We start from the raw sequence: 22,691 nt of genomic DNA, 5'->3' as shown, positions 1-22,691 counted from the left end.
CGCGGGGCATCGCCGCGCGGGTCCTTCACGTCGGTGGTCGCCGCCTGTGCTGCGGTCGGCACCATGCCGACGGCCAGGACGGACCCTGCCGCTACTGCGCCGATGCGCATCCATCGTCTCGTCATGAGTGAACCTCCTCGTTCGTATTCCTTGTCCAACCCGTGTCGTCAGCCGCGTCGGACGTAGCGGCTGTAGCGGGTGAGGTCGTCGTACCAGTCGTGTCCCGGCTCGAGCCGGGTGATGATCCCGGCGCGCGCCCGCACTCGGCGGGCGCTGGTCTCCGTCAGGCAGCGGACGGGGACCGAGATCGTGATCTTCTTGCTCTTCCACGCGGTCTTGATGCCGGTGCACCGCAGCCGCCGGGACGTGGCCGGATCGTCGCCGCGCTGATAGAAGAGCCCCTTCTTGGCGGCCTGGCCGTTGCCGGCAGGGGCGATCGAGACGATGTAGGCCCAACGGCCGCTGTCCTTCGTCCGGATCATGAGGTCGATCCCGGCGTATTTCCGCTTCTTGTGGTGCGGCACGGTGAGCGCACCCGTGACCCGGTGCTCACCGTTCTTGACCCGGAGCTTGGTGATGTCGGCGACTCGCGGGGCATCGCCGCGCGGGTCCTTCACGTCGGTGGTCGCCGCCTGTGCTGCGGTCGGCACCATGCCGACGGCCAGGACGGACCCTGCCGCTACTGCGCCGATGCGCATCCATCGTCTCGTCATGAGTGAACCTCCGCGTTCGCCATGTCGGTTGCTGACGTCCGTCCATGGCAGCACGGGGGAGGGTCACGGGTCGCCGACGTGCTCCACGCCCTTTTTTTGACTCATTCAAGAAAAGCAGCCACACTGAGCCCATGCCCCCCGCACCCGAGATCGAGCTGCTGATCCGCGCGGCGACGCTGCGCGTGACTCGGCCGCGGGTCGCGGTGCTGACCGCCGTGCACGAGGCGCCCCACGCCGACACCGAGACGATCATCGCCGCCGTACGCCGCCGTCTGCCGACGGTGTCGCACCAGGCGGTGTACGACTCGCTCCGCACGCTGGCCGATCACGGCCTCGTCCGGCGCATCCAGCCCTCCGGCTCGGTCGCCCGGTACGAGGCGCGGGTCGGAGACAACCACCACCACGTCGTCTGCCGCTCGTGCGGAGCGATCGCCGACGTGGACTGCGCCGTCGGCGAGGCTCCCTGCCTGCACGCCTCCGACGACCGCGGCTTCGTGATCGACGAGGCCGAGGTCGTCTTCTGGGGCACGTGCGCCTCGTGCGCAACCACCGCTCAGGACGTGTGATCCGTCTCGTCCCTCCCGCCTTCACCCCCAGCAGTACCCCGTAGTTCAGCAAGCCCTGGAAAGGAACACATGTCCGAGAACCACGACGCCGTCATCGGCGAGGTCAACGAGGATCAGCCCGCGGGCGGATGCCCCGTGGCGCACGGCAAGGCCGCCCACCCGACGCAGGGTGGCAGCGGCAACCGTGCCTGGTGGCCCAACCAGCTCAACCTCAAGATCCTCGCCAAGAACCCTGCGGTCGCCAACCCGCTCGGCGAGGACTTCGACTACGCCGCGGCGTTCGGTGCGCACGATCTCGACGCCGTGAAGCAGGACATCTCCCAGGTCCTGACGACGTCGCAGGACTGGTGGCCGGCCGACTTCGGCCACTACGGGCCGTTCATCATCCGGATGGCGTGGCACAGCGCGGGCACCTACCGCGTCAGCGACGGTCGCGGTGGTGCCGGTGCGGGCCAGCAGCGCTTCGCGCCGCTCAACAGCTGGCCGGACAACGTCAACCTCGACAAGGCCCGCCGTCTGCTGTGGCCGGTCAAGAAGAAGTACGGCCAGAGCCTGTCGTGGGCCGACCTGATGATCCTCGCCGGCAACGTCGCGCTGGAGACCATGGGCTTCGAGACCTTCGGCTTCGCCGGTGGGCGCGAGGACGTGTGGGAGCCGGACGAGGACGTCTACTGGGGCCCCGAGACCGAGTGGCTGGGCGGCGACGCCGGCGGCGCCGAGCGCTACACCGGCGACCGTGACCTCGAGGACCCCCTCGCGGCGGTCCAGATGGGTCTCATCTACGTCAACCCCGAGGGTCCCGAGGGCAACCCGGACCCGCTGGCCTCGGCCCGCGACATCCGCGAGACGTTCGCCCGCATGGCGATGAACGACGAGGAGACCGTCGCGCTCATCGCCGGCGGCCACACGTTCGGCAAGACCCACGGTGCGGCCTCCGCCGACCTCGTCGGCCCCGAGCCCGAGGCTGCCCCGCTCGAGGAGCAGGGCTTCGGTTGGAAGCAGGGCCACGGGACGGGCAAGGGTGACGACGTCATCAGCTCCGGCCTCGAGGTCACCTGGACCTACCACCCGGTCCGGTGGGACAACGAGTTCTTCCACATCCTGTTCGCGTACGACTGGGAGCTCATGGAGTCGCCCGCCGGTGCGAAGCAGTGGCGTCCGAAGCACGGTGCCGGCTCGGATCTGGTCCCGCTCGCGCACGATCCCTCGCAGCACCGCGAGCCGCGGATGCTGACGTCCGACCTCGCGCTGCGCTTCGACCCCGTCTACGAGCAGATCTCGCGTCGCTTCAAGGACGACCAGGCCGCGTTCGCCGACGCGTTCGCCCGCGCGTGGTTCAAGCTCACCCACCGCGACATGGGACCGCTCGCGCGCTACCTCGGCCCCGAGGTCCCCAGCGAGCAGCTCCTCTGGCAGGACCCGCTCCCCGAGGCCTCGTACGAGACGGTCGACGCGACTGACGTCGCCGCGCTCAAGGATCAGATCAAGGCCACCGGCCTGACGGTCTCGCAGCTGGTCACCACGGCCTGGGCCGCGGCCTCGTCGTTCCGGGCCAGCGACAAGCGCGGTGGCGCCAACGGCGCGCGCATCCGCCTCCAGCCGCAGGCAGGCTGGGAGGTCAACAACCCCGACGAGCTCGCAGGCGTGCTCCGTGCGCTCGAGGGTGTCCAGGCGGCGTTCAACGCGTCGCAGACCGGCGGCAAGCAGGTCTCGCTCGCCGACGTCATCGTGCTCGCCGGCAACGTCGGCGTCGAGCAGGCCGCGCAGGCGGCCGGCTACGACCTGGAGGTGCCGTTCGCGCCGGGTCGCGTCGACGCGACGCAGGAGCAGACCGATGTGGAGTCCTTCGCCTACATGGAGCCGAAGGCCGACGGATTCCGCAACTACGTGGGCAAGGCCACCCGTCTGCCCGCCGAGTACCTCCTCGTCGACAAGGCCAACCTCCTCGGCGTCAGCGCGCCGGAGATGACGGTCCTCGTCGGTGGCATGCGCGCCCTCGGCGCGAACTACGACGGTTCGTCGCTGGGTGTCCTCACGGCCACCCCGGGCACGCTGACGAACGACTTCTTCGTCAACCTGCTCGAGCTCGGCACCACCTGGACGCCGAACGACGACTCGGCGCAGACCTTCACCGGCACGACGGCGACGGGTCACACCTGGACGGGCAGCCGTGTGGACCTGCTCTTCGGGTCCAACTCGGAGCTCCGTGCGCTCGCCGAGGTCTATGCGAGCGACGACGCCAAGGAGAAGTTCGTCCGTGACTTCGCCGCGGCGTGGGTCAAGGTCATGAACGCCGACCGGTTCGACCTGGTCTGACGCTCCGCCAGCACCAGCACGCGCCCCGGTCTGACGGGTTCGCCACCGGATTCCTCGCGGATCCGGTGTGCAGCCCGTCAGGCCGGGGCGCTGGTGCGTACGGCCGCGGGTGCGGGCCGTCAGCGTGGCAGTGCGAGCCGCCGGTCGCGCAGCTCCTGGCGCGCGTACGAGGCGATCTTGGCGGTGTGCCTCGCGTCGGCGACCAGGCCGACCCCTCCGCCGAGCAACGGCACCTTGCGGACGATCATCGAGGCGCCCTGCTTGCCGCTGACCCGGCCGAAGAGCGCGGTGGTCACCTCTTGGGCGACGCGGTCGTCGAGGCTCGGGTCGTGGACGGGCGAGGTCGCCAGGCCCATCGGCGTCGTCGGGATGCGTCGCTCCTTGACGGCCTTCTTGATCTCGTCCTTGCCGAGGAGGCACGCCATCACGGCGTTGCGGACCCGCGGGTCGTCGAGGTCGTAGCCGCGGAGGTAGGCGATGGCGGCCACCATGTGGCACTGGAGGACGGCCAGCCCGGTCACGTTGGCGGGGACCGTCACGATCATCGACGCGATGCCACCGACGTTGGTCAGGAAGCCCTGGGCCCCGGCGTAGCGGACGTGGATCGCGACGGTGTCGTCGATGGCGTCCTCGACCCTCCCGCCGGCGAGCGCGAGCCGGGCGTCGGCCGCGACCCGGACCGGCTTGAAGGGGCCCACGCCGTCGATCGCCCGGTCGAGCAGCACACGCACGTATCCGGACGTGGCCTTCGGTCCGGCCGACATGGCCACGCGCGGTCCCACCATCTTCGCGGTCGTCCTGGCGATGCCCACACGGTCCTCCTGAGTAGTCTGCGCTCCATCGTAGGAGGTACCCACTGAGCCAGCAGGTAGCCGGCGGCCCCTGGATACAGTCAGGCCTGTGACGCCGCAGCCGCTGCCGCCGAACCACTGGGAGTTCGGCCGTACCCACTGGCCGGACGACGACTTCGTCGGCATTGGCGCCGATCTCGAGCCCGGCACCCTCGTGGCGGCATACGCGGCCGGGATGTTCCCGATGCCCGTCGAGCCGGAGGGCCCGATCGGCTGGTGGTCCCCCGTGCAGCGCGGCGTGCTGCAGCTCGACCGGCTGCGTGTCACCCGCTCGCTGCGCAAGTCGGCCAAGCACTTCACCGTGACGGTCGACACAGATTTTCACGCCGTCGTGGAGGCGTGTGCCGACCCGTCGCGGGAGGGTGCCTGGATCGACGGCCAGATCGCCGCGGCGTACTCGCGGCTGCATGATCTCGGATGGGCGCACTCGGTCGAGGTGAGAGGTACGGACGGCGCCTTGGTCGGGGGGCTGTACGGCGTTGCGGTCGGCGGCCTCTTCGCAGGTGAGAGCATGTTTCACCGCGAGCGCGACGCGTCCAAGGTCGCCCTGCTGAGTCTGGTGGAGCTGCTGTCCGACGAGTACGCGGCCCAGCGGCTCGTGGACGTCCAGTGGCTCACGCCGCACCTGGCGTCGCTCGGGGCCGAGGCATGGCCCCGCGACACCTACCTGGACACCCTCCGAAGGGTCGTCGACACACCGCTCCCGCCCCCGTGGCGCTGAAACCACCGGCGTCGTGGGCTAGTGTCAAGGCGCACCACACCGGCGTGGGGCCCCGGAAATCCGGGGAAGTTCGGCATTTCTCCCTATGCTGGTGTGCGTCCGAGACAACCCAGTCCCACCACGTCGGAGGAACCCGTGAACCGTACTGAACTCGTAGCCGCAGTCGCTGAGACGGCCGGCACCACCAAGGCCGACGCCGACGCGGTCCTCAGCGCTTTCGGCGACACGCTGATCAACGCCGTCGGCAAGGGCGAGAAGGTCCAGATCCCGGGCCTGCTCACGGTCGAGCGTGTCGAGCGCGCAGCGCGCACCGGCCGCAACCCCGCGACGGGCGAGACCCTCGAGATCCCCGCCGGCCACGGCGTGAAGGTCACCGCCGGCAGCAAGCTGAAGGCCGCCGTCAAGTAAGACGTTCCACGAAGGGACCCCGGGCACGCGTGAGCGTCCCGGGGTCCCTCGCGTTCGTGGCCCCGGGACGGCACACTGGTCACGTGCCCGAGCTGCCCGAGGTCGACGCGCTGGTCGACGACCTGTCCCGCCGTCTGGGGGTCACCGAGGGTGAGCCCCGTGCGATCGTCGCTGCCTACCCGGCCGCGATCAGCGCGCTCAAGACCTACGACCCGCCCGTCAGCGCTCTGACCGGTCTCGTCGTCGACGGCGTGACGCGACGGGGGAAGTTCCTCGACATCTCCGTCGGCGGACTGCACCTGATCATCCACCTCGCCCGTGCCGGCTGGTTGCGCTGGAAGGACGAGCAGCCCACGACCCCGCCGCGACCCGGTGGCGGCAAGAACCCGTTGGCGTTCCGCATCGTGCTTGACGACGGGTCGGGGTTCGATCTCACCGAGGCGGGGACCAAGAAGGGACTCGCGGTCTATCTCGTCCGCGACCCCGCCGAGGTCCCCGGCGTCGCCCGACTCGGGCCGGACCCGCTCGACGGCACGTTCACGATCGACGTCTTCCGCCAGATCCTCGAGTCCGCCGGCCGCTCCCAGATCAAGGGCGTGCTGCGCGACCAGGGGCAGATCGCCGGGATCGGCAACGCCTACTCCGACGAGATCCTCCACGTCGCCAAGATGTCGCCCTTCAGGTCGGCGAGCGCGATCGTGGCGTCCGAGGAGGACCTGACGACGTTGTACGCCGCGATCGGCACCACGCTCCGCGAGGCGATCGCGCGCGCGGACGGGCTGGCGGCGTCGGAGCTCAAGAAGGAGAAGAAGTCAGGACTGCGGGTCCACGGCCGTACCGGCGAGACGTGCGAGGTCTGCGGCGACACGATCCGTGAGGTGTCATTCGCCGACTCGTCCCTGCAGTACTGCCCCACCTGTCAGACCGGCGGCAAGCCGCTGGCGGACCGGCGGATGTCGAAGCTCCTGCGGTAGCGCTCAGACGAGCCGTCGGCCCGCCTGGTGCCAGGCGATGACGCCCCCGGCGAGGTTCACGGCGTCGACACCGCGCTGCTGGAGGAAGGCGGTCGCGCGAGCCGACCGTCCGCCCGAACGGCAGTAGACCAGCACCTGACCCTCCGCGGGCACCTCGTCGATCCGGGCAGCGAGATCACTGAGCGGGATGTGGAGCGCACCGTCGACGTGCCCGCTGGCCCACTCGTCGTCCTCGCGGACGTCGACGACGACCAGCCCTGCGGGAAGGGGATCGGGCACGCCGGCGACGTCCACGGTCGGGATGGTGTTCTCGTCCATGTCTCCATCCTCTCAGCCGCCTCCACACGCTCCACGAGTCGCGCCCTCGGTGAAGGCGGTGCTCTCGCGGCGACCGCTGGGTTGGCTAGGCTGAGCCCGCCGGGCGCGTGCGTGCTCGCCCGTGCGCGAGGAGGAGAGCCATGTCGCAAGGCCCGCAGGACCCCTACGGACGGCCGTACGGCTCCGGCCCCGGTCAATCCTCGGGCTCGTCCTGGGGTGGTCAGCCCGGGCCGTCCCAGCCGGGTGCCCCGCAGGGGCAGTCGTGGTCCGCGCCGCACGCCCCGCCGACGGCCCGCGGCCGCGAGGTCGAGAAGTCGTCCCCTTGGGGCATGGTCGCCGTCGTCGCCCTCGGCCTCGGGACGCTCGTCGCCCTCGGTTACGCCGCGTTCGCGCTGACCGCCCGCCGCGGCATCTTTGCCGACCTCTCCGACGACCCGTCCTCGGTCAGCCGCAGCGTCGCCGAGGACAGCGACTCGCTCAACGCGTTGCTCGTCTCCGCGACCCTGCTCGTCGTGGTGCTCGCGGTGCTCCTGTGGATCGTGGCTCTCGCCGCCGGACGCGGGCGCACGCTGCTCGGCTGGATCGGACTCGGCGTCGCGGCGATCGGTGGGCTCGTCGCGGCCGGCGGTGGGGCGATGACCAGTGGCGTGGAGTCGGCGAGCGAGGTCGACGACGCCGTCACCGGATATCTCCTCGTGGGTGCCGGCATGGCGGTGCTGGCGATCGGGCTCGCGCTCGGGATCCTGGCGCTGCTGTCGTCGCGGGACGCGTCGACCGGCGACGGCTCCTCTGGCTCGCCCTACGCGGCACCGCAGCAGCAGTCTCCTTACGGCCAGCCGGCCGAGCAGCCGCAGCGCCCGCCGTACGGGCAGCCGGGCGGCCAGCCGGGTGGTGGTCAGCCGCAGCAGGCGCCGTACGGCCAGCCGCAGCGACCGCCGTATGGTCAGCACCAGCAACCCCCGTACGGCCAGCCGGGTGGCCAGCCCCAGCGACCGCCGTACGGTCAGCCGCAGCAGCCGCCGTACGGACAGCCAGGTCAGCCGGGGCAGGGTCCCCAGCAGCCGCCGTACCCGCCGCAGGGGCCGACCGGCGGCCAGTGAGCCGCGCCGGACCCCGACGCCGTACGCCGTACCCCACCGACACTCAGGAGAAGCCGCCATGGGCAAGCGATCGCGCCGCCGCGTCAAGCCGGAGAAGGCCGAGCGGGTTCCGTTCCGCGCCAGGACCTTCGAAGGGCTTCCGGGAGAGTGTGACTGGGTCGCGCTGCGCGAGTTCGTGCCGTCCGCCACGGCGACGGTCGCCCTGCGGCCCGACGTCGCGGAGAGCACGACCGTACGGGTGTGCACCTTGCTGCCCGGCGCGTCCGCCGGTCTCGTCCGCCCCGACGGCGAGCTGTGGCTCGGCCTCCAGGTGACGCACAACTTCGGTGACGTCAGCCGTGATCTGGCCGCCGTGGTGGAGCAGGGCCTCGAGACCGAGCCGGGCACCGAGATCGTCATCGCCGACCCGGGGGCGGGACGGCGGTTGCAGGACCTCGTCGACCCGGAGTCCGACTTCCCCGTCGACGTGCAGGACGGCTTCGACTTCTGGACCGCCGGTGTCGACGACCCCACGGGTGCCGTGGCAGGTGCGATCGAGCAGGCCAACGAGGTCGTGACGCCGACCGAGCGGCTCGAGGAGGTCGACGCCGCCTACTGGACGCAGCTCGGCGAGCGACAGTTCCTCCGCTGGGTGATGCCCCACGACGAGGACAAGCTCCTGACCGCTCTCGCGCGGCTGCACGTCAGCGGAGACGACCGTCTCGCCGACGACGTGCGTCTCATCGGGTCGTTCCGCGCGCACGGGCTGCTCGTCCCTGTGTGGGAGATGCTCGAGCCCACGCCGGCCGTCGCCCTGGAGGGCCCTGCAGCAGCGTTCGAGTCGCGGCTCGAGGAGGCGCTGGCCGACTCCTCGCCGCTGACGAGCGAGCAGCGCGGGGCGCGCAACGGGCTCGCGAACCGTCAGATCACGGTGCGTTGATGCCCGGTCGAGAAGGCTCTCCGAGCAGGTGATCCAGGTCATCGGACGGAGGACTTGAACGCCCGTTCAGGATGCCCTACAGTCTTCCTTAGACCCCGGTCGCTACTGTATCCCCCGTCAGCAGCGGCTGGGGTCTTCCCATGCCAGCACCACCCCAGGTGCTACTCTCTGCCCCATGTTGAGCGGGCGATTTTATGGGCGCGACGTGCTGGTGCAGCCAGCGGTCGGCGCCTGACCCACCGACCCGCTCAGCAAGCCAGCACAGGCACGGACCACACGGTCCGTGCCTTTCGTCATTCGTGGCGGTGCCGGCGCAGGACCGGTGCCGCCGAGAGGAAGTGCCGATGTCCAGCTCAGCCCCGGCCCGTACGACCCCCACCCCCGGCCGCACGCCGACGAGCGACCTCCGCGTGCGTGCCCTCGAGCCTCTCGAGCGCCCCCGCGACGTCGTCGCGGCCCGCCCGCTCGGTGATGCCGCCGCCGACCTGGTCGCGCGGTCGCGCGACGCGGCGGCCGCCATCATGTCCGGCGAGGACGACCGTCTCCTCGTCGTCGTCGGGCCGTGCTCCATCCACGACCCGAGCGCGGCGCTCGACTACGCCCACCGGCTCGCACCCCTGCGGGAGGCCTACGCCGGCGACCTGGAGATCGTCATGCGGGTCTACTTCGAGAAGCCCCGCACGACCGTGGGGTGGAAGGGCCTCATCAACGATCCGGGGATGGACGAGTCGTACGACGTCCGCCGTGGCCTGCGGCTCGCCCGCTCGGTGCTGCTCGACGTGCTCGCGACCGGCCTGCCTGCGGGCACCGAGCTGCTCGAGCCGACCAGCCCGCAGTACCTCGCCGACGCCGTCTCCTGGGGTGCCATCGGCGCCCGTACGCCGGAGAGCCAGGTGCACCGGCAGCTCGTGTCGGGCCTGTCCATGCCCGTCGGCTTCAAGAACGCCACGGACGGCTCGGTCCAGGCGGCGATCGACGGCTGCCGGGCGGCGGGCGCGGAACAGACGTTCTTCGGGATCGACGCGGACGGTCGGGCGTGCGCCGTCTCCACGAGCGGCAACCCCGACTGCCACGTGATCCTGCGCGGCGGGCACGCCGGCCCCAACTATGGTGTGGAGTCTCGGCGGTCCGCGCTCGGGCTGCTCGAGCGCGGCGGGATGCCGGCGCGCCTCGTCGTAGACGCCAGCCACGGCAACTCCGGCAAGGACCACGTCCGCCAGGCTGCCGTCGTCCGCGAGCTGGCCGGTGACGTCGCCGGTGGGGACCGCGGGATCGGCGGCGTGATGCTCGAGAGCTTCCTGGTCCCCGGCAAGCAGGCGCCCGCGCCGGCAGACCTGACGTACGGGCAGAGCGTGACCGACGCCTGCATCGGCTGGGACGTCACCGCCGACCTGCTCGAGGAGCTCGCGCGCGCCTCGGCGACGCGGCGGGCAGCATCCGGGGCCTAGGCTGAACACCTACCCCCGGGTAGCCGGCTAAGCGCCCGCTTACTTAGGGTGTGCCCCAGACCACGTCGTACGGCCCCACAGGAGAGCGAACATGAGGCTCGCGCTGACACCGGAGGACGCGCAGCTCCAGCAGGAGCTCCGCGAGTTCTTCACCACCAAGGTCCCGCAGGAGATCCGCGACACCGTCCGCAGCGGTGGAGAGCTCTCCAAGGAGCAGATCGTCGAGGCGCAGCGCGCCCTCAACGCAGGCGGCTATGCCGTCCCGAACTGGCCCGTGGAGTGGGGCGGCAAGGGATGGACGCCGCTGCAGCGCCACATCTGGCTCGACGAGATGCAGACCGCCGGCGTGCCCTCGCCGCTCCCGTTCAACACGAGCATGGTCGGTCCCGTGATCGCCACGTTCGGCTCCGAGGAGCAGAAGGCGCGGTTCCTGCCGGCCACGGCGAACCTCGACATCTGGTGGTGCCAGGGCTTCTCCGAGCCCGACGCCGGGTCGGACCTGGCCTCGCTGCGCACCACCGCCGTCCGCGACGGTGACGAGTGGGTCGTCAACGGCCAGAAGACCTGGACGACGCTCGGGCAGTACGCCGACTGGATCTTCTGCCTCGTACGCACCAACCCCGACGCGCCCAAGAAGCAGCAGGGCATCTCGTTCGTCCTCTTCGAGATGTCGACCCCCGGCGTCACGGTGCGACCGATCAAGCTCATCGACGGGTCGTACGAGGTCAACGAGGTCTTCTTCGACAACGTGCGCGTCCCCGCCGACCAGCTCGTCGGCGAGGAGAACCACGGCTGGGACTACGCGAAGTTCCTGCTCGGCAACGAGCGCGACGGCATCGGCGCCACCGGCAGCACCAAGCTGCGTCTCCAGATCGTCAAGGAGCACGCCTCGGTCCCGCTGGCCGACGGCAGCCGACTCATCGACCAGCCGGCGATCGCCGCCCGCTTCGCGTCTCTGGAGAACCAGCTGCTCGCGCTCGAGCTCACCGCGCTCCGGGTCGCCGGCGGCTCGAAGGACGGCAAGCCCAACCCGGTCTCGTCGATCCTCAAGCTCCGTGGCTCGCAGCTGCAGCAGGACGTCTCCGAGCTGGCCGTCGACGTCGCCGGGAGCGACGTGCTGGCCGCCGGAGCCGGAGACGACTCGGACGTGCCGGCATGGGCGGGCCGCTCCGTACCGACGTATCTGAACCTCCGCAAGGTGTCGATCTACGGTGGCTCCAACGAGGTCCAGCGCACGATCATCGCCGGCACGATCCTGGGACTGTGAGGGACTGACATGGATTTCACGCTGGACACCGAGCAGGTTGCTCTTCGGGACGCCGTCCGCGGCATCCTCGGCGGATCCGCCGCCAACCGGGAGAAGGTCGTCGCCACCGAGCCCGGCTGGGACCGTGACGTCTGGGGCCGTCTCGCCGAGATGGGGTTGCTGGGGCTGCCCTTCGACGAGGCGTACGACGGCGCCGGCGCCGGGGCCGTCGAGGTCGGGATCGTCGCCCAGGAGATCGGGCGCGTGCTCGCGCCGGAGCCGTTCATCGACGTGGTCGTCGGTGCCGGTGAGCTGATCGCCGACGCGGGCACCGAGGAGCAGAAGCAGGAGCTCCTTCCCAAGATCGCTGCCGGCGACCTGGTCGCCGTGATCGCCCACCAGGAGCCGCGTGCGCCGCACGGGACGGTCGCCTACGGCGTGACCGCCACCCCGTCGGTGGACGGCTGGACGCTCGACGGCGTCAAGGAGCCGGTCCGTCACGGCGGCGTCGCCGACGTCCTCGTCGTGAGTGCGAAGGACGGTGAGACGACACGGCTGTTCGTCGTCGATGCCCACGCCGACGGTGTCACCCGCACGACGTACGCGACGCCCGACGACTCCTACGCCGCCCGCGTCGTCCTGACCGGGGCCGTCGCGACCCCGCTCGGCGAGGCCGGCGAGGATGCTCTCGCACGGGCGTTCGCCCGCCTGCAGACGGCGTACGGCGCCGAGGCGATCGGCGCGATGGAGATCTCGGTCGAGACGACCGTCGGCTATCTCAAGACGCGCAAGCAGTTCGGGGTCACGCTGTCGAAGTTCCAGGCGCTGACGTTCCGGGCGGCCGACATGTACACGTCGCTCGAGCTGGCCCGCTCGGTCTCGCTGTGGGCGACGATGTCACTGGCCGAGCACGGGCCCGACCCCCTGGTCGCCTCGCGCCTGCAGGCCGAGATCGGTCGCACCGCCCGGCACGTCAGCCAGGAGTCGATCCAGCTCCACGGCGGCATCGGCGTGACGGCGGAGTACTCGATCGGCCACTACGCCGCACGGCTGACCGTGCTCGAGCGCACGCTCGGCACGGAGGCCTATCACCTCGGACGCGTCGCCGAGGGCATCGACGGCCGCGGCATCGTCGAGCTGCTGCGCTGACATCGGACGGGGTCGGCGGCACGCCCGCCGACCCCGTACCCGTGCCGTGCCCGACCGTTACTGTGCCGCCATGCACCGACTCCGTACGGCCTGGGCGGCGGCGCCGCTCGCCCTGCTGATGGCGTGCGGTGGCGGTGCGGACGACCCTTCTCGGGTGTGCACGATGATCGGCTCGTCCGCCGGGATCGGGGTCTCGGTCGAGCCGCCGCTGGCGACACAGGCGGTGACGGTCCGGACCAGCGTCTGCTGGGACGGCGTCTGCGTGGACGGCCAGTCAGCGCTGACGCCGGGCCGGGTGGCCGTCGACCAGGGCTGTGACGGTGACGGTCCCGACTCCTCCTGCGGCGCCGTCATGAGATCGGACGGGACGATGGTGAGCTTCGTCGAGGTCCCCGAGCTGCCTCTCGAGCAGGTCGAGGTGACGACCGTCGTGCAACGGCGCGACGGCACCGAGCTCCGTCGTGACGTGGCGCGGGTGACCCCCCAGGCGACCTATCCCAACGGCAGGAAGTGCGGTCGCGGGGGCAACCAGGCAGAGCTCTCGATCCGGTGACGTCGAGACCCTGACCCGTCCGGTGAGTTCGGCAGGCGCGCCGAGTCGAGGCTGCATGAGCACCTTCGTCCTCATCCCCGGAGCCGGCGGCCACCCCGGCTACTGGTCCCGTCTCGTCCCCGCCCTCGAACGCCGCGGACACACCGCGGTCCCCGTCGACGTGCCTCAGCACGACGAGTCGACGGGCATCGAGGACCATGTCGAGATCGTGCTCGCGGCGGTCGCGGAGCGCGTGGCGCCGCACGACGACCCGCCGGTCGTGGTCGCACAGTCCATGGGGGCGTTCATCGGCCCTCTGGTGTGCGAGCGCATCCCCGTCTCCCAGCTCGTGCTCCTCAACCCGATGATCCCTGCGCCCGGCGAGACCGCAGGCGAGTGGTGGTCGGCGACCGGGAGCTCCGAGGCGCGGCGCGAGGCAGGGTGGGAGGGTTTCGACGTCGTACGCGACTTCTTCCACGACGTGCCCGAGGACCTCGCCGCCGAGATCCTCGCCGGCGAGGACCGGGAGCCCTCCGAGCGGTCGTTCGCCGAGCCGTGGCCGGCGCGAGCGTGGCCCGACGTGCCGACCGCCGTCGTTGCCGGGACGGACGACCGGATCTTCCCGATCGCGTTCCAGCGGCGTGTGTCGCAGGAGCGGCTCGGACTCACTCCGTACGAGGTGCCCGGGGGCCACCTGGTCGCGCTCAGCCGTCCCGAGGAGCTCGTCGACCAGCTCGAGGCGCTCGTCGTCCCGACCCGCTCGGACGAGCCCCGTACGAAAAAGTTCGTGACCCGTGTCGAAAACCCGGCGGCTGGTTCGGCGTAGGGGTGAGGCACCGCTCCGGCACTAGGGTCGGAACGGACTCGATCGACAAGGAGAACGACATGCGAGTCATGGTCATGGTGCAGTCCACGCCAGCGTGGGAAGCGCAGGGTCAGATGCCCTCCACCGAGATGCTGGCGGCGATGGGTGCCTACAACGAGGAGCTCGTCAACGCCGGCATCATGCTGGACGGCGACGGCCTGAAGAACAGCGCCGAGGGCGCTCGGGTCGTCTTCGGCGACGGGGAGACGCGGGTCGTCGACGGGCCGTTCACCGAGAGCAAGGAGCTGCTCGCCGGCTACTGGATCTGGGAGGTCAAGTCCTTCGAGGAGGCCGTCGAGTGGGCGAAGCGGATCCCGAACGATCCCAGCGAGCCCGGCCAGGTCGAGCTCAGGCCGATCTTCGAGGCCGAGGACTTCGGCGCGGAGTACACCCCCGAGCTCAGGCAGCAGGAAGAGAAGCTCCGCGAGCAGGTCCAGCACCAGCACGGCTCCTGAGGACGAGCGGCAGGAGCGCGGAGCGGTAGGAGCGCAGCGGATGCCCGGCGACGTCGGTCGGACGATCGACGCGATCTGGAGGATCGAGTCGGCGCGCGTGGTCGCCGGGCTGGTCCGCATCGTCAACGACGTCGGCTACGCCGAGGACCTCGCGCAGGACGCGCTCGTGGTCGCGCTCGAGAAGTGGCCGCGCGACGGCGTCCCCGACAACCCCGGGGCGTGGCTGACCAAGGTCGCCCGCAACCTCGCGGTCGACCGGGTCCGCCGCGACCAGAACCTCACCCGCAAGTACGCGGTGCTGGCGCCAGACCTCGAGGAACAGCGGCGCGCCGCGCTTCCGATGCCCGAGGACGTCGTCGGCGACCCGGTCGGTGACGACGTCCTGCGGCTCGTCTTCGTGGCCTGCCACCCTGTGCTGACCCGCGACGCCCAGGTCGCCCTCACCCTGCGGATGCTCGGCGGGCTGTCGACGGACGAGATCGCCCACGCCTTCCTGACCCCGGCGGCGACGGTCGGGCAGCGCATCTCGCGCGCCAAGCGCACCCTCTCCGAGGCGCAGGTCCCCTTCGAGATCCCTTCCGCCGAGGAGCTTCCCGGTCGACTGGCGGCGGTCCTCGAGGTCGTCTACCTGATCTTCAACGAGGGCTACTCGGCGAGCTCGGGCGACCGGGTCGTCCGAGAGGACCTGTGCCGCGAGGCCATGCGGCTCGGGCGCGTGCTCGCTGCGCTCCTGCCGCAGGAGCCCGAACCGTACGGACTGGTCGCGCTGATGGAGCTCCAGGCGTCACGCTTCGCCGCCCGGACCGACCGGCACGGCGCCCCGGTGCTCCTCGACCACCAGGACCGCTCGAGGTGGGACCGTACGCTGATCCGCCACGGCCTGGACGCGATCGACCGCTCCGTCTCGCTGCGACGCCCGCTCGGGCCGTACACACTGCAGGCCGCCATCGCCGCCTGTCACGCCCGGGCCGCGCGCCCTGAGGACACCGACTGGGAGCGGATCGTCGCGCTCTACGACGGGCTGGCGGCGCTCAACCCGTCGCCGGTGATCGCGCTGAACCGTGCCGTCGCGGTGAGCCGGGCGTTCGGCCCGGCCGATGCCCTGCGCGCCTTGGAGCCGCTCCGGCGCGATCCTCGGATGGCGTCCTACCATCTTCTCCCGAGCGTGCGGGGCGACCTCCTGGTGCGGCTGGGCCGCGACGGGGAGGCGGCGGTGGAGTTCGAGGCGGCCGCGCGACTGGCAGGCAGCGTCCACGACCGCCGCGTCCTCATGGAGCTGGCGGCGGCCGCCCAGGCACGCGCCGAGAGGTGAACCCCTAGCCCCTACGGTGTGGCAGGTGGAGAGCCTCGACATCGCGCCGCTCGACGTCACCGACGCCGAGACGGCCGCAGAGCTGCTGGCCGTCCAACGACGGGCGTACGAGGTGGAGGCCGCGCTGATCGACTTCCCGGAGCTGCCGATGCTGCACGAGACGCTCGAGGAGCTGCAGGAGAGCTCCGAGCTGTTCCTCGGCGCGTACGCCGAGGGCGTGCTGGTGGGAGCCGTCTCGTGGGAACGCCTCGACGACGGCACGATCGACATCTTCCGGCTCGTCGTCGACCCGCCGGCCCATCGTCGCGGCGTCGCGTCGTCGCTGCTGGAGGTGCTGTCCGCGCTCGAACCGACCCACCGCACGATCGTCTCGACCGGCAGTCGGAACGCTCCAGGGCTGGCCTTCTACGCCCGCCACGGCTTCGTCCCCGTCGCCGAGCGCGAGGTCGCCCCGGGAGTACGCCTCACCGACCTGGAGCGCCTCGCGATACCGTGAGGCATGACCACGAAGGAGATCGACTTCGACGGTGGGATCCTCGTCGGCCACGACGGCTCCGACTTCTCCGACCAGGCGGTCGAGTGGGCTCTGGAGTACGGCAGGCTCACCGGTCAGCCGGTGACGGTGACCCGTGCCTGGGTGCTCACCACGGCACCCCGCCCCAAGACGTGGGAGCCCGGCTACATGCCGCCCCTGGAGGACTTCGCCGCGGCGGTCGTCGAGGTGCTCGACGACGACCTTGCGCCACTCCGCGCCAAATACCCTGAGGTCGACGTGCGCACGTGCGCCGTCCACGGCAAGCCCGCGACCCGCATCATCGAGGCCTCGGAAAAGGCCTCGACGGTCGTCGTCGGGCGTCGCGGGCTTGGCGGCTTCAAGGGACTCCTGCTCGGCTCGGTGAGCGAGCAGGTGGTCCGTCACGCGAAGGCCACCGTGGTCGTCATCAACCCCTCGGGTGGTGACGAGTCGCCGGACGCCCGCAACGTCCTCGACTCGAGCTTCTCCGACGACGCCTGAGAGATGTGGGTCGGCACGATCGAGTTCTCCCTTCTCCTCGGTGACGTCCATACGCTCAAGGAGAAGCGCGCGTTCGTGCGCCCGCTGGTCTCCGACCTGCGCCGTACCTTCGACGTGTCGGTCGCCGAGACCGACGACCAGGACCTCTATCGTCGTGCCTCGATCGGGGTCGCGGTCGTCGCCGGCGACAACTCGCACGTGATCGCCGTGCTCGACAAGCTCGAGCGGTTCGTCGCTAGCCGTCCTGAGGTCGACCTGCTCGGGACCCACCGTTCGTTCTTCAACACCGAGGACTGAGGAGTCCCCCCGTGACCGATGCCGCACAACGCTTCCGTACCGCCGTCGAGGCTCGCGACCTGGACGCGTTCGACGACGTCTTCGCCGCCGACGTCACCTTCCACAGCCCTGTGAAGTTCGCGCCGTTCGAGGGCAGGGAGGTCGTCAAGCAGGTGCTCGCCCTGGTGATGGCGGTCTTCGAGGACTTCCGATACGTCGGGGAGCTCCAGGGCGCCGGGTCGCGCGCCGACGAGGGTGCGCCAGTGCCGTCCGAGATCCTCGTCTTCCGGGCGAGCGTAGACGGGAAGGCGCTGCACGGGATCGACATGCTCCAGCTCGACGAGGACGGCAAGGTCGCCGAGCTCACCGTGATGGTGCGGCCGCAGTCGGCCCTGCACGCGCTGCGAGACGCGATGAACCGTGCGATGACCGAGGCAGGGTTCGCGCCGGCAGCGTCTTGACCTTCACATCAGTGTCAACGCCTACGGTGTCAGTATGGAGGCACGTCCTACCGACAACCCGGTGAAGCAGCTGCGGCTCGTCGTCGAGGCCGACGACTACGACGAGGCCGTCCGGTTCTACCGTGACGTTCTCGGCCTCCCCGAGCAGGTCGCGTACGAGGGTGACGGGGACGCCCGGGTCACGATCCTCGAGGCAGGCCGGGCGACGCTCGAGATCGCGAACCCTGCCCAACGACGCATGATCGACGACGTCGAGGTCGGCCACCCCACGACCCCTCGGCTGCGGGTCGCGTTCGAGGTGGCCGACGGCGAGGAGCGTACGGCCCGGCTCGTCGAGGCGGGAGCCGAGCTGATCGCCTCACCCCGGGAGACGCCGTGGCGCTCGCTGAACGCGCGGCTGGAGGCTCCCGCAGGCCTCCAGATCACGATCTTCGAGGAGCTGCTGGCGAGGTCGGAGCGCGAGCGCAGCGACGACTTCGCCACCGACGCTGAGCGCACCGACGCTGAGCGCAGCGACAACTAGAGGATGTCGTGGCGCCGGGGGCTCCGCTCCGCTCTCGGTCCGCACCGTGCGGGCGGTCGGCCGCGACCCCGCTTGTGCGCGACCGGCTGGCCCTTGACGAAGACCTCGCCGCCCCAGACGCCCCACGGCTCCCGGCGGGTGAGGGCGGCGGCGAGACAGGCGTCGCGGATCGGACACGCGCGACAGAGCGCCTTGGCGCGCTCGATCTCGTCGGCGTGCTCGGCGAACCAGAGGTCGGCGCCGGCCACTCGGCAGGGGACGTCAGGCGCATCGAGGGCGGCCCTGGCGACGGCGCTCATCCGACCAGCTCCTTGATCTGGGCACGGATCCCGGGCGCGTCGAGACCGTGCGCGGCAGCGTGATCCTTCGGTGACCCGTACCGCCGTAGCTCGGAGTCGCGCGGGACACCGACGTGGAGCACCCGGCTCGGACGATCCACCAGCGCGGCCGCGACGGCGGCAGCGCTCGTGCCCTCGAGGTACGGCTCGACCATGGCGACGACCGGCGTCGGCCCGGCGAGCGTCCGGAGGCCGTGGGCGTCGAGGGGATGCGGCGTCGACGTGTAGGCGACGCGGACGGCAAGATCGTGGGTGGCCTCGAGGACGGTGTCGAGCAGCGGGCCGACCACGACCACCAGCGGAAGGGTGTGCCGGCCCCCGCGCACGACGTGGAGCCGACCGTCGACCGGGTGGGGACGGGCGTTCTGCGCGGACGACATCCGCACGTAGACCCGCTGATCGGTGGCCGACTCACGGCGGACCATGCGGGCGAGCTCCTCGGCGTGACCCGGCACGTGCACGGTCCACCCCGGCAACGCCGAGATCAGCGCGACGTCGGCGGGCGCCTGGTGGGTACGGCCGGCGGTGCTGGCGTCGTACGAGGCGCCGGTGCTGACCAGGAGCGCTCCGACGTCCTGGTGTCCCAGGTCGAGCTTGAGCTGCTCGTAGCCGCGTTCCACCAGGAACGGGGCGTAGGTGTGGACGATCGGCCGCAGCCCTGCGAGCGCGAGGCCGCCGGCGACCCCGACCATCGTCTGCTCGCGGATCCCGACGTCGATCACGCGGTCCGGATGGCGCGCGCTCACGTCGGTGAGGCCGCTGGAGCCGATCACGGCGAGGACGACAGCGACCCGTGGATCGCTGTCGAGGAGGGGCCCGAGCTCGGAGTAGAAGCGTTCGCGCATCGGCGTACGGGTGGTCATGCGGCGCTGTCCTTCGTCCTGGTGTCCATGCCTTGCTGGTTTTCTGACCGGCCCGGGGCCAAGAACTCGTCGGTCGTGCGGGCCACGATTGCGGTGGGACGTCCGGGGTCGATGTGTCGCAGCGCCGTACGAAGAGCGGCGTGGTCGCGCCCGTCCACGTCGGCCGTCTCCCACTCCTCCAGCGCGAAGCGCGCGGCGATCCCGCCCGGCCAGCCGAACTTGTCGCTGTGGTTGTCGAGGACGACGCAGGTCAGTCCACCGAGCCGCAGGCGCCCCGCGACCGCGATCGCCTCCGCGTTGGAACCCTCGTCCAGCTCGCCGTCTCCCACGAGCGCCACGACCCGGGCGGGGTTGCGCTGCGCGCGCAGACCGAGCGCCAGACCGACGGCGAGGGGGAGCCCGTGACCGAGCGAGCCGCTGCCGATCTCGACGCCGGGAACGAGCGTGCGGTCCGGGTGGTGCCCCAACCGCGACTCCCACGAGGCGACGTCGTCGAGCCACGACACGGGGATGAATCCCTTGGCAGCGAGGACGGCGTAGGTCGAGGCGGGCCCGTGCCCCTTCGACAGGAGGAACCGGTCGCGCGTCGGGTCGTCCAGACGGTCTGGGGCGATGTCCAGGACCTGGTCGTAGAGCACCCAGACGACGTCGAGCGTCGAGTGCGCGCTCGGGTCGTGCTTCTCGTCACCGGTGATGCGAGCGAGGAGGTCGTGGATCGGTGGGGGGACGGTCGTCGTGGCCATGCGGGTATCGTGCGACTTCACGTCGACATGAGGTCAAGCGTGCAAGGAGCCACGGTGATCAGCGAGCCCGACCTGACGATCGGCGAGGTCTCGGAGCGCAGCGGGGTGGCGCCGTCAGGACTGCGCTACTACGAGTCGCTGGGGCTGATCGAGTCCGAGCGGACGGCCGGCAACCAGCGTCGCTACGGGCGCAGCGCGCTGCGCCGCATCGCCTTCATCCGGACTGCGTCGCGGATCGGCCTGTCGCTGGACGAGATCCGCGACGCCCTCGCCACCCTCCCCGAGGGGCGCACGCCGACCAAGAAGGACTGGACCCGGCTCTCACGGTCCTGGCGACCGCGCCTCGATGCCCGCATCGCCGAGCTGGAGAGACTGCGCGACAGCCTCGACTCCTGCATCGGGTGCGGGTGCCTGTCGCTCAAGACGTGTGCGCTCAACAACCCCGGCGACCGAGCCGCACGGCTCGGGCCCGGGCCCCGCTACCTCGAGGGTGACAAGCCCGCCGACGCCATGCAGGCGTGAGGCTCACACCTCGAACGGGAGCCCCGAGTAGTTCTCCGCCAGACCGGTCGCGCCCGCCTGCGAGGACGTGACCCAGCGCAGCTGCGAGAGCTGGAGCTGCGCGCTGAACGGGTCGCCGTCCTGATGGAGCATCGTCGTCATCCACCACGAGAAGTGCGTGCAGCGCCAGACCCGCCGCAGCGCGCTCTGCGAGTACGCGTCGGCGAGGCGGCGGTCTCCCGACCGGACCAGCGCTGCCAGGGCCGGTGCCAGGAGGGCCACGTCGGCGATCGCGAGGTTGAGTCCCTTGGCCCCGGTCGGCGGCACGATGTGCGCCGCGTCGCCGGCGAGGAAGAGGCGCCCGTGACTCATCGGGGCGTGGACGTAGGACCGCATCGGCAGCACGCTCTTGTCGGTGATCGGGCCCGGCTTCAGCTCCCACCCGTCCTGGCCGTGGCCCAGCCGGGTCGCCAGCTCGTCCCAGATCCGGTCGTCGGACCAGGAGTCGGGGTCGGTGCCGGGCTCGACCTGCAGGTAGAGCCGGCTCACCGTGTCCGACCGCATCGAGTGCAGCGCAAAACCGTGGGGGTGCCAGGCGTAGACGAGCTCGTCGGTCGACGGAGCGACGTCGGCGAGGATGCCGAACCACGCGTACGGATAGGTGCGCTCCCACGTCGTGCCGCCGGGGATCGCGGATCGGCTCGGCCCGAACGACCCGTCGCAGCCGGCGATCGCGTCAGCCTCGAGGCGGTGCTCCGTGCCGTCGGCGGCGCGGTAGGTGACCGACGGCCGGTCGCTGTCGACCTCGTGCAGCGCGGTGTCGGTGATCTCGTACACCCACTCCTGACCACCGGCGGCACGGGCGTCGACGAGGTCCTTCTGCACCTCCGTCTGCCCGTAGACGTAGACGCTGCGGCCGGCCAGGTCCACGAAGTCGAGGTGGTGGCGCTCGTGGGGAAACTGGAGATAGATCCCGCGGTGCCGGTCACCCTCGTGCGCGAGCCGCGCGCCCAGACCGGCCTCGCTCAGGAGGTCGACGCTGCTCTGCTCGAGGATCCCCGCACGGATCCGTGCCGCCACGTACTCCTGACTGCGGGTCTCCAGCACGACCGACTCGACACCCTCCGCCGCGAGCAGGTGGGCGAGGAGGAGACCGGCGGGCCCGGCGCCGACGATGGCGACCTGGGTCCGCGAGGTGACGGGGCTCATGGGGACATTGGAGCGTGCCGCGGGTCGTCGGTCGATGTGCCGCTTCTGCTGGGCGGAATGCCTGCGGGATCGGCCCCGAGCTGCCGCTCGATCCCCTGGGCGGCGACCTGCAGCGCGGCCACCAGTCGCGACCGGTCGCGCTTGAGGTGCGGCACCACCACGCCGATCGCGGCGACGACCGACCCGCTGCGACGGACGGGGACCGCGACCGAGCAGGCGCCCAGCGACATCTCCTCGTACGTCGTCGCGTAGCCGTCGCGCCGAACCCGCACGAGCTCGTCCTCGAGGATGCCCGGCTGGGTGACGGTGTAGGGCGTCACGCGGGTGAGCGAGCCGAGGACCCGGCGGCGGACGTCGTCCGGAGCGTGCGCCAGCAGGACCTTGCCCACCCCGGTCGCGTGCAGGGGCAGCGTCGAGCCGATGCTGCTCACGACCGGGACGGACGTACGCCCGCGCATCCGCTCGAGGTAGAGCGCCTCGTCGCCGTCGCGCACCGCGAGGTGGACCGTCGCCAGCGTGGCGGCGTAGATGTCGTGGAGGAACGGCTCGGCCACCTGGCGCAGTCCGGCCTCCACCGGCGCGAGCAGCCCGATGTCCCAGATCAGCCGGCCCACGACGTACCGGCCGTCCGGACGCCGCGACAGCGCCCCGGCGGAGACCAGCTCGCCCACCAGGCGGTGCGCGGTCGCCAGGGGCAGGCCGGAGCGCCGCGCCAGCTCGCTCAGCGTCAGGCGGCGGTGGCCGGCGTCGAACGCGGCGAGCAGCGCCATGACTCGCGCAGCCACCGTCACGCCGGGTGCCGAGGTGTTGCCGGCCATGCCCGCTCCTTCCGCTGGACGGAATCGTAGTCTTCATCGTGTGACCGCGGT

General features: G+C 71.2%; 28 protein-coding genes. 20 read left to right on the top strand and 8 right to left on the bottom strand.

Annotated features, from left to right (window positions below; all coding sequences use genetic code 11):
• Positions 1 to 167: 167 nt before the first annotated feature.
• A complete protein-coding gene (locus KV097_RS16995) occupies positions 168 to 713 on the bottom strand; it encodes a hypothetical protein (protein WP_220366536.1) in 546 nt (181 codons plus the stop codon).
• Positions 714 to 844: 131 nt separating this feature from the next.
• Between KV097_RS16995 and KV097_RS16990 the strand changes: the two genes are divergently transcribed.
• Positions 845 to 1,279: a Fur family transcriptional regulator gene (locus tag KV097_RS16990; RefSeq protein WP_220342871.1), complete on the top strand. Its 435-nt coding sequence runs from the start codon at positions 845 to 847 to the stop codon at positions 1,277 to 1,279.
• A gap of 69 nt (positions 1,280 to 1,348) precedes the next feature.
• Positions 1,349 to 3,595, top strand: a complete 2,247-nt coding sequence (gene katG, locus KV097_RS16985; protein ID WP_220366535.1) for a catalase/peroxidase HPI — start codon at positions 1,349 to 1,351, stop codon at positions 3,593 to 3,595.
• 119 nt (positions 3,596 to 3,714) lie between these two features.
• On the opposite strand, the gene KV097_RS16980 is transcribed toward katG, so the two are convergent.
• The gene (locus KV097_RS16980; RefSeq protein WP_308289473.1) at positions 3,715 to 4,407 is read right to left on the bottom strand and encodes an EcsC family protein; all 693 of its coding nucleotides are present in this window, start codon (positions 4,405 to 4,407) and stop codon (positions 3,715 to 3,717) included.
• 88 nt (positions 4,408 to 4,495) lie between these two features.
• On the opposite strand from KV097_RS16980, the gene aat reads away from it, so the two are divergent.
• The 3 genes from aat (at position 4,496) to KV097_RS16965 (ending at position 6,549) form a co-directional block, all read left to right on the top strand.
• Complete coding sequence (aat, locus tag KV097_RS16975) at positions 4,496 to 5,167, top strand: leucyl/phenylalanyl-tRNA--protein transferase (protein ID WP_308289472.1); 672 nt, start codon at positions 4,496 to 4,498, stop codon at positions 5,165 to 5,167.
• 135 nt (positions 5,168 to 5,302) lie between these two features.
• The gene (locus KV097_RS16970; protein ID WP_220342875.1) at positions 5,303 to 5,575 is read left to right on the top strand and encodes an HU family DNA-binding protein; all 273 of its coding nucleotides are present in this window, start codon (positions 5,303 to 5,305) and stop codon (positions 5,573 to 5,575) included.
• Positions 5,576 to 5,658: 83 nt separating this feature from the next.
• Positions 5,659 to 6,549: an Fpg/Nei family DNA glycosylase gene (locus KV097_RS16965; protein ID WP_220342877.1), complete on the top strand. Its 891-nt coding sequence runs from the start codon at positions 5,659 to 5,661 to the stop codon at positions 6,547 to 6,549.
• Positions 6,550 to 6,552: 3 nt separating this feature from the next.
• Here the strand turns inward: KV097_RS16965 and KV097_RS16960 are convergent, their stop codons facing one another.
• Entirely contained in the window at positions 6,553 to 6,867 is a 315-nt protein-coding gene (locus KV097_RS16960; protein WP_220342879.1) for a rhodanese-like domain-containing protein, read from the bottom strand.
• Positions 6,868 to 7,007: 140 nt separating this feature from the next.
• Between KV097_RS16960 and KV097_RS16955 the strand changes: the two genes are divergently transcribed.
• The 14 genes from KV097_RS16955 (at position 7,008) to KV097_RS16890 (ending at position 18,168) form a co-directional block, all read left to right on the top strand.
• Positions 7,008 to 7,967: a hypothetical protein gene (locus KV097_RS16955; protein ID WP_220366534.1), complete on the top strand. Its 960-nt coding sequence runs from the start codon at positions 7,008 to 7,010 to the stop codon at positions 7,965 to 7,967.
• A gap of 58 nt (positions 7,968 to 8,025) precedes the next feature.
• Positions 8,026 to 8,886 (top strand): DUF5926 family protein, encoded by an 861-nt coding sequence (locus KV097_RS16950; RefSeq protein ID WP_220342884.1) that lies wholly within the window; start codon positions 8,026 to 8,028, stop codon positions 8,884 to 8,886.
• Positions 8,887 to 9,230: 344 nt separating this feature from the next.
• Positions 9,231 to 10,334 carry a 3-deoxy-7-phosphoheptulonate synthase gene (locus KV097_RS16945; RefSeq protein WP_220366533.1) on the top strand — a complete coding sequence of 368 codons (1,104 nt, stop codon included), beginning with the start codon at positions 9,231 to 9,233 and terminating at the stop codon, positions 10,332 to 10,334.
• A 91-nt stretch (positions 10,335 to 10,425) separates the two neighbouring features.
• Entirely contained in the window at positions 10,426 to 11,601 is a 1,176-nt protein-coding gene (locus tag KV097_RS16940; RefSeq protein WP_220342886.1) for an acyl-CoA dehydrogenase family protein, read from the top strand.
• A gap of 9 nt (positions 11,602 to 11,610) precedes the next feature.
• The gene (locus KV097_RS16935) at positions 11,611 to 12,729 is read left to right on the top strand and encodes an acyl-CoA dehydrogenase family protein (RefSeq protein ID WP_220366532.1); all 1,119 of its coding nucleotides are present in this window, start codon (positions 11,611 to 11,613) and stop codon (positions 12,727 to 12,729) included.
• Positions 12,730 to 12,799: 70 nt separating this feature from the next.
• Complete coding sequence (locus KV097_RS16930) at positions 12,800 to 13,282, top strand: hypothetical protein (protein ID WP_220366531.1); 483 nt, start codon at positions 12,800 to 12,802, stop codon at positions 13,280 to 13,282.
• 55 nt (positions 13,283 to 13,337) lie between these two features.
• Positions 13,338 to 14,087, top strand: coding sequence for an alpha/beta fold hydrolase (locus tag KV097_RS16925; RefSeq protein ID WP_220366530.1), 750 nt, complete (start codon positions 13,338 to 13,340; stop codon positions 14,085 to 14,087).
• 59 nt (positions 14,088 to 14,146) lie between these two features.
• A complete protein-coding gene (locus tag KV097_RS16920; protein WP_220343703.1) occupies positions 14,147 to 14,581 on the top strand; it encodes a YciI family protein in 435 nt (144 codons plus the stop codon).
• Positions 14,582 to 14,621: 40 nt separating this feature from the next.
• Positions 14,622 to 15,893: an RNA polymerase sigma factor gene (locus KV097_RS16915; protein WP_220366529.1), complete on the top strand. Its 1,272-nt coding sequence runs from the start codon at positions 14,622 to 14,624 to the stop codon at positions 15,891 to 15,893.
• A gap of 25 nt (positions 15,894 to 15,918) precedes the next feature.
• Positions 15,919 to 16,389, top strand: coding sequence for a GNAT family N-acetyltransferase (locus KV097_RS16910; RefSeq protein WP_220342892.1), 471 nt, complete (start codon positions 15,919 to 15,921; stop codon positions 16,387 to 16,389).
• A 3-nt stretch (positions 16,390 to 16,392) separates the two neighbouring features.
• Positions 16,393 to 16,908 (top strand): universal stress protein, encoded by a 516-nt coding sequence (locus KV097_RS16905; RefSeq protein WP_220342894.1) that lies wholly within the window; start codon positions 16,393 to 16,395, stop codon positions 16,906 to 16,908.
• Between the two features lie 3 nt (positions 16,909 to 16,911).
• Positions 16,912 to 17,205 carry a DUF503 domain-containing protein gene (locus tag KV097_RS16900; protein ID WP_220342896.1) on the top strand — a complete coding sequence of 98 codons (294 nt, stop codon included), beginning with the start codon at positions 16,912 to 16,914 and terminating at the stop codon, positions 17,203 to 17,205.
• An 11-nt stretch (positions 17,206 to 17,216) separates the two neighbouring features.
• Positions 17,217 to 17,645 carry a nuclear transport factor 2 family protein gene (locus KV097_RS16895; protein ID WP_220342898.1) on the top strand — a complete coding sequence of 143 codons (429 nt, stop codon included), beginning with the start codon at positions 17,217 to 17,219 and terminating at the stop codon, positions 17,643 to 17,645.
• 34 nt (positions 17,646 to 17,679) lie between these two features.
• Positions 17,680 to 18,168: a VOC family protein gene (locus KV097_RS16890; protein WP_220366528.1), complete on the top strand. Its 489-nt coding sequence runs from the start codon at positions 17,680 to 17,682 to the stop codon at positions 18,166 to 18,168.
• Here the strand turns inward: KV097_RS16890 and KV097_RS16885 are convergent.
• The 3 genes from KV097_RS16885 to KV097_RS16875 are packed head-to-tail and all read right to left on the bottom strand — an operon-like array spanning position 18,165 to position 20,112.
• A complete protein-coding gene (locus tag KV097_RS16885; protein ID WP_220342902.1) occupies positions 18,165 to 18,467 on the bottom strand; it encodes a WhiB family transcriptional regulator in 303 nt (100 codons plus the stop codon). The two genes, KV097_RS16890 and KV097_RS16885, sit on opposite strands and share 4 nt — an antisense overlap.
• Entirely contained in the window at positions 18,464 to 19,369 is a 906-nt protein-coding gene (locus KV097_RS16880) for a transketolase family protein (protein ID WP_220366527.1), read from the bottom strand. Before KV097_RS16880 ends, KV097_RS16885 begins: the two co-directional genes overlap by 4 nt.
• Positions 19,366 to 20,112, bottom strand: coding sequence for a thiamine pyrophosphate-dependent enzyme (locus tag KV097_RS16875; RefSeq protein ID WP_220366526.1), 747 nt, complete (start codon positions 20,110 to 20,112; stop codon positions 19,366 to 19,368). The genes KV097_RS16880 and KV097_RS16875 overlap by 4 nt, the downstream gene beginning before the upstream one ends.
• 54 nt (positions 20,113 to 20,166) lie before the next feature.
• Between KV097_RS16875 and soxR the strand changes: the two genes are divergently transcribed.
• A complete protein-coding gene (gene soxR / locus KV097_RS16870; RefSeq protein ID WP_308289471.1) occupies positions 20,167 to 20,634 on the top strand; it encodes a redox-sensitive transcriptional activator SoxR in 468 nt (155 codons plus the stop codon).
• Positions 20,635 to 20,637: 3 nt separating this feature from the next.
• On the opposite strand, the gene KV097_RS16865 is transcribed toward soxR, so the two are convergent.
• Together KV097_RS16865 and KV097_RS16860 are read right to left on the bottom strand one after the other, a co-directional pair.
• A complete protein-coding gene (locus tag KV097_RS16865) occupies positions 20,638 to 21,822 on the bottom strand; it encodes a 4-hydroxybenzoate 3-monooxygenase (protein ID WP_220345751.1) in 1,185 nt (394 codons plus the stop codon).
• Positions 21,819 to 22,640, bottom strand: a complete 822-nt coding sequence (locus KV097_RS16860; protein WP_220342912.1) for an IclR family transcriptional regulator — start codon at positions 22,638 to 22,640, stop codon at positions 21,819 to 21,821. Before KV097_RS16860 ends, KV097_RS16865 begins: the two co-directional genes overlap by 4 nt.
• Positions 22,641 to 22,691 lie beyond the last annotated feature (51 nt).

Origin of the sequence: Mumia sp. zg.B17, from assembly GCF_019550915.1 — a bacterium.
Taxonomy (GTDB): domain Bacteria; phylum Actinomycetota; class Actinomycetes; order Propionibacteriales; family Nocardioidaceae; genus Mumia.
This window is presented reverse-complemented; position numbering and strand designations above follow the sequence as displayed.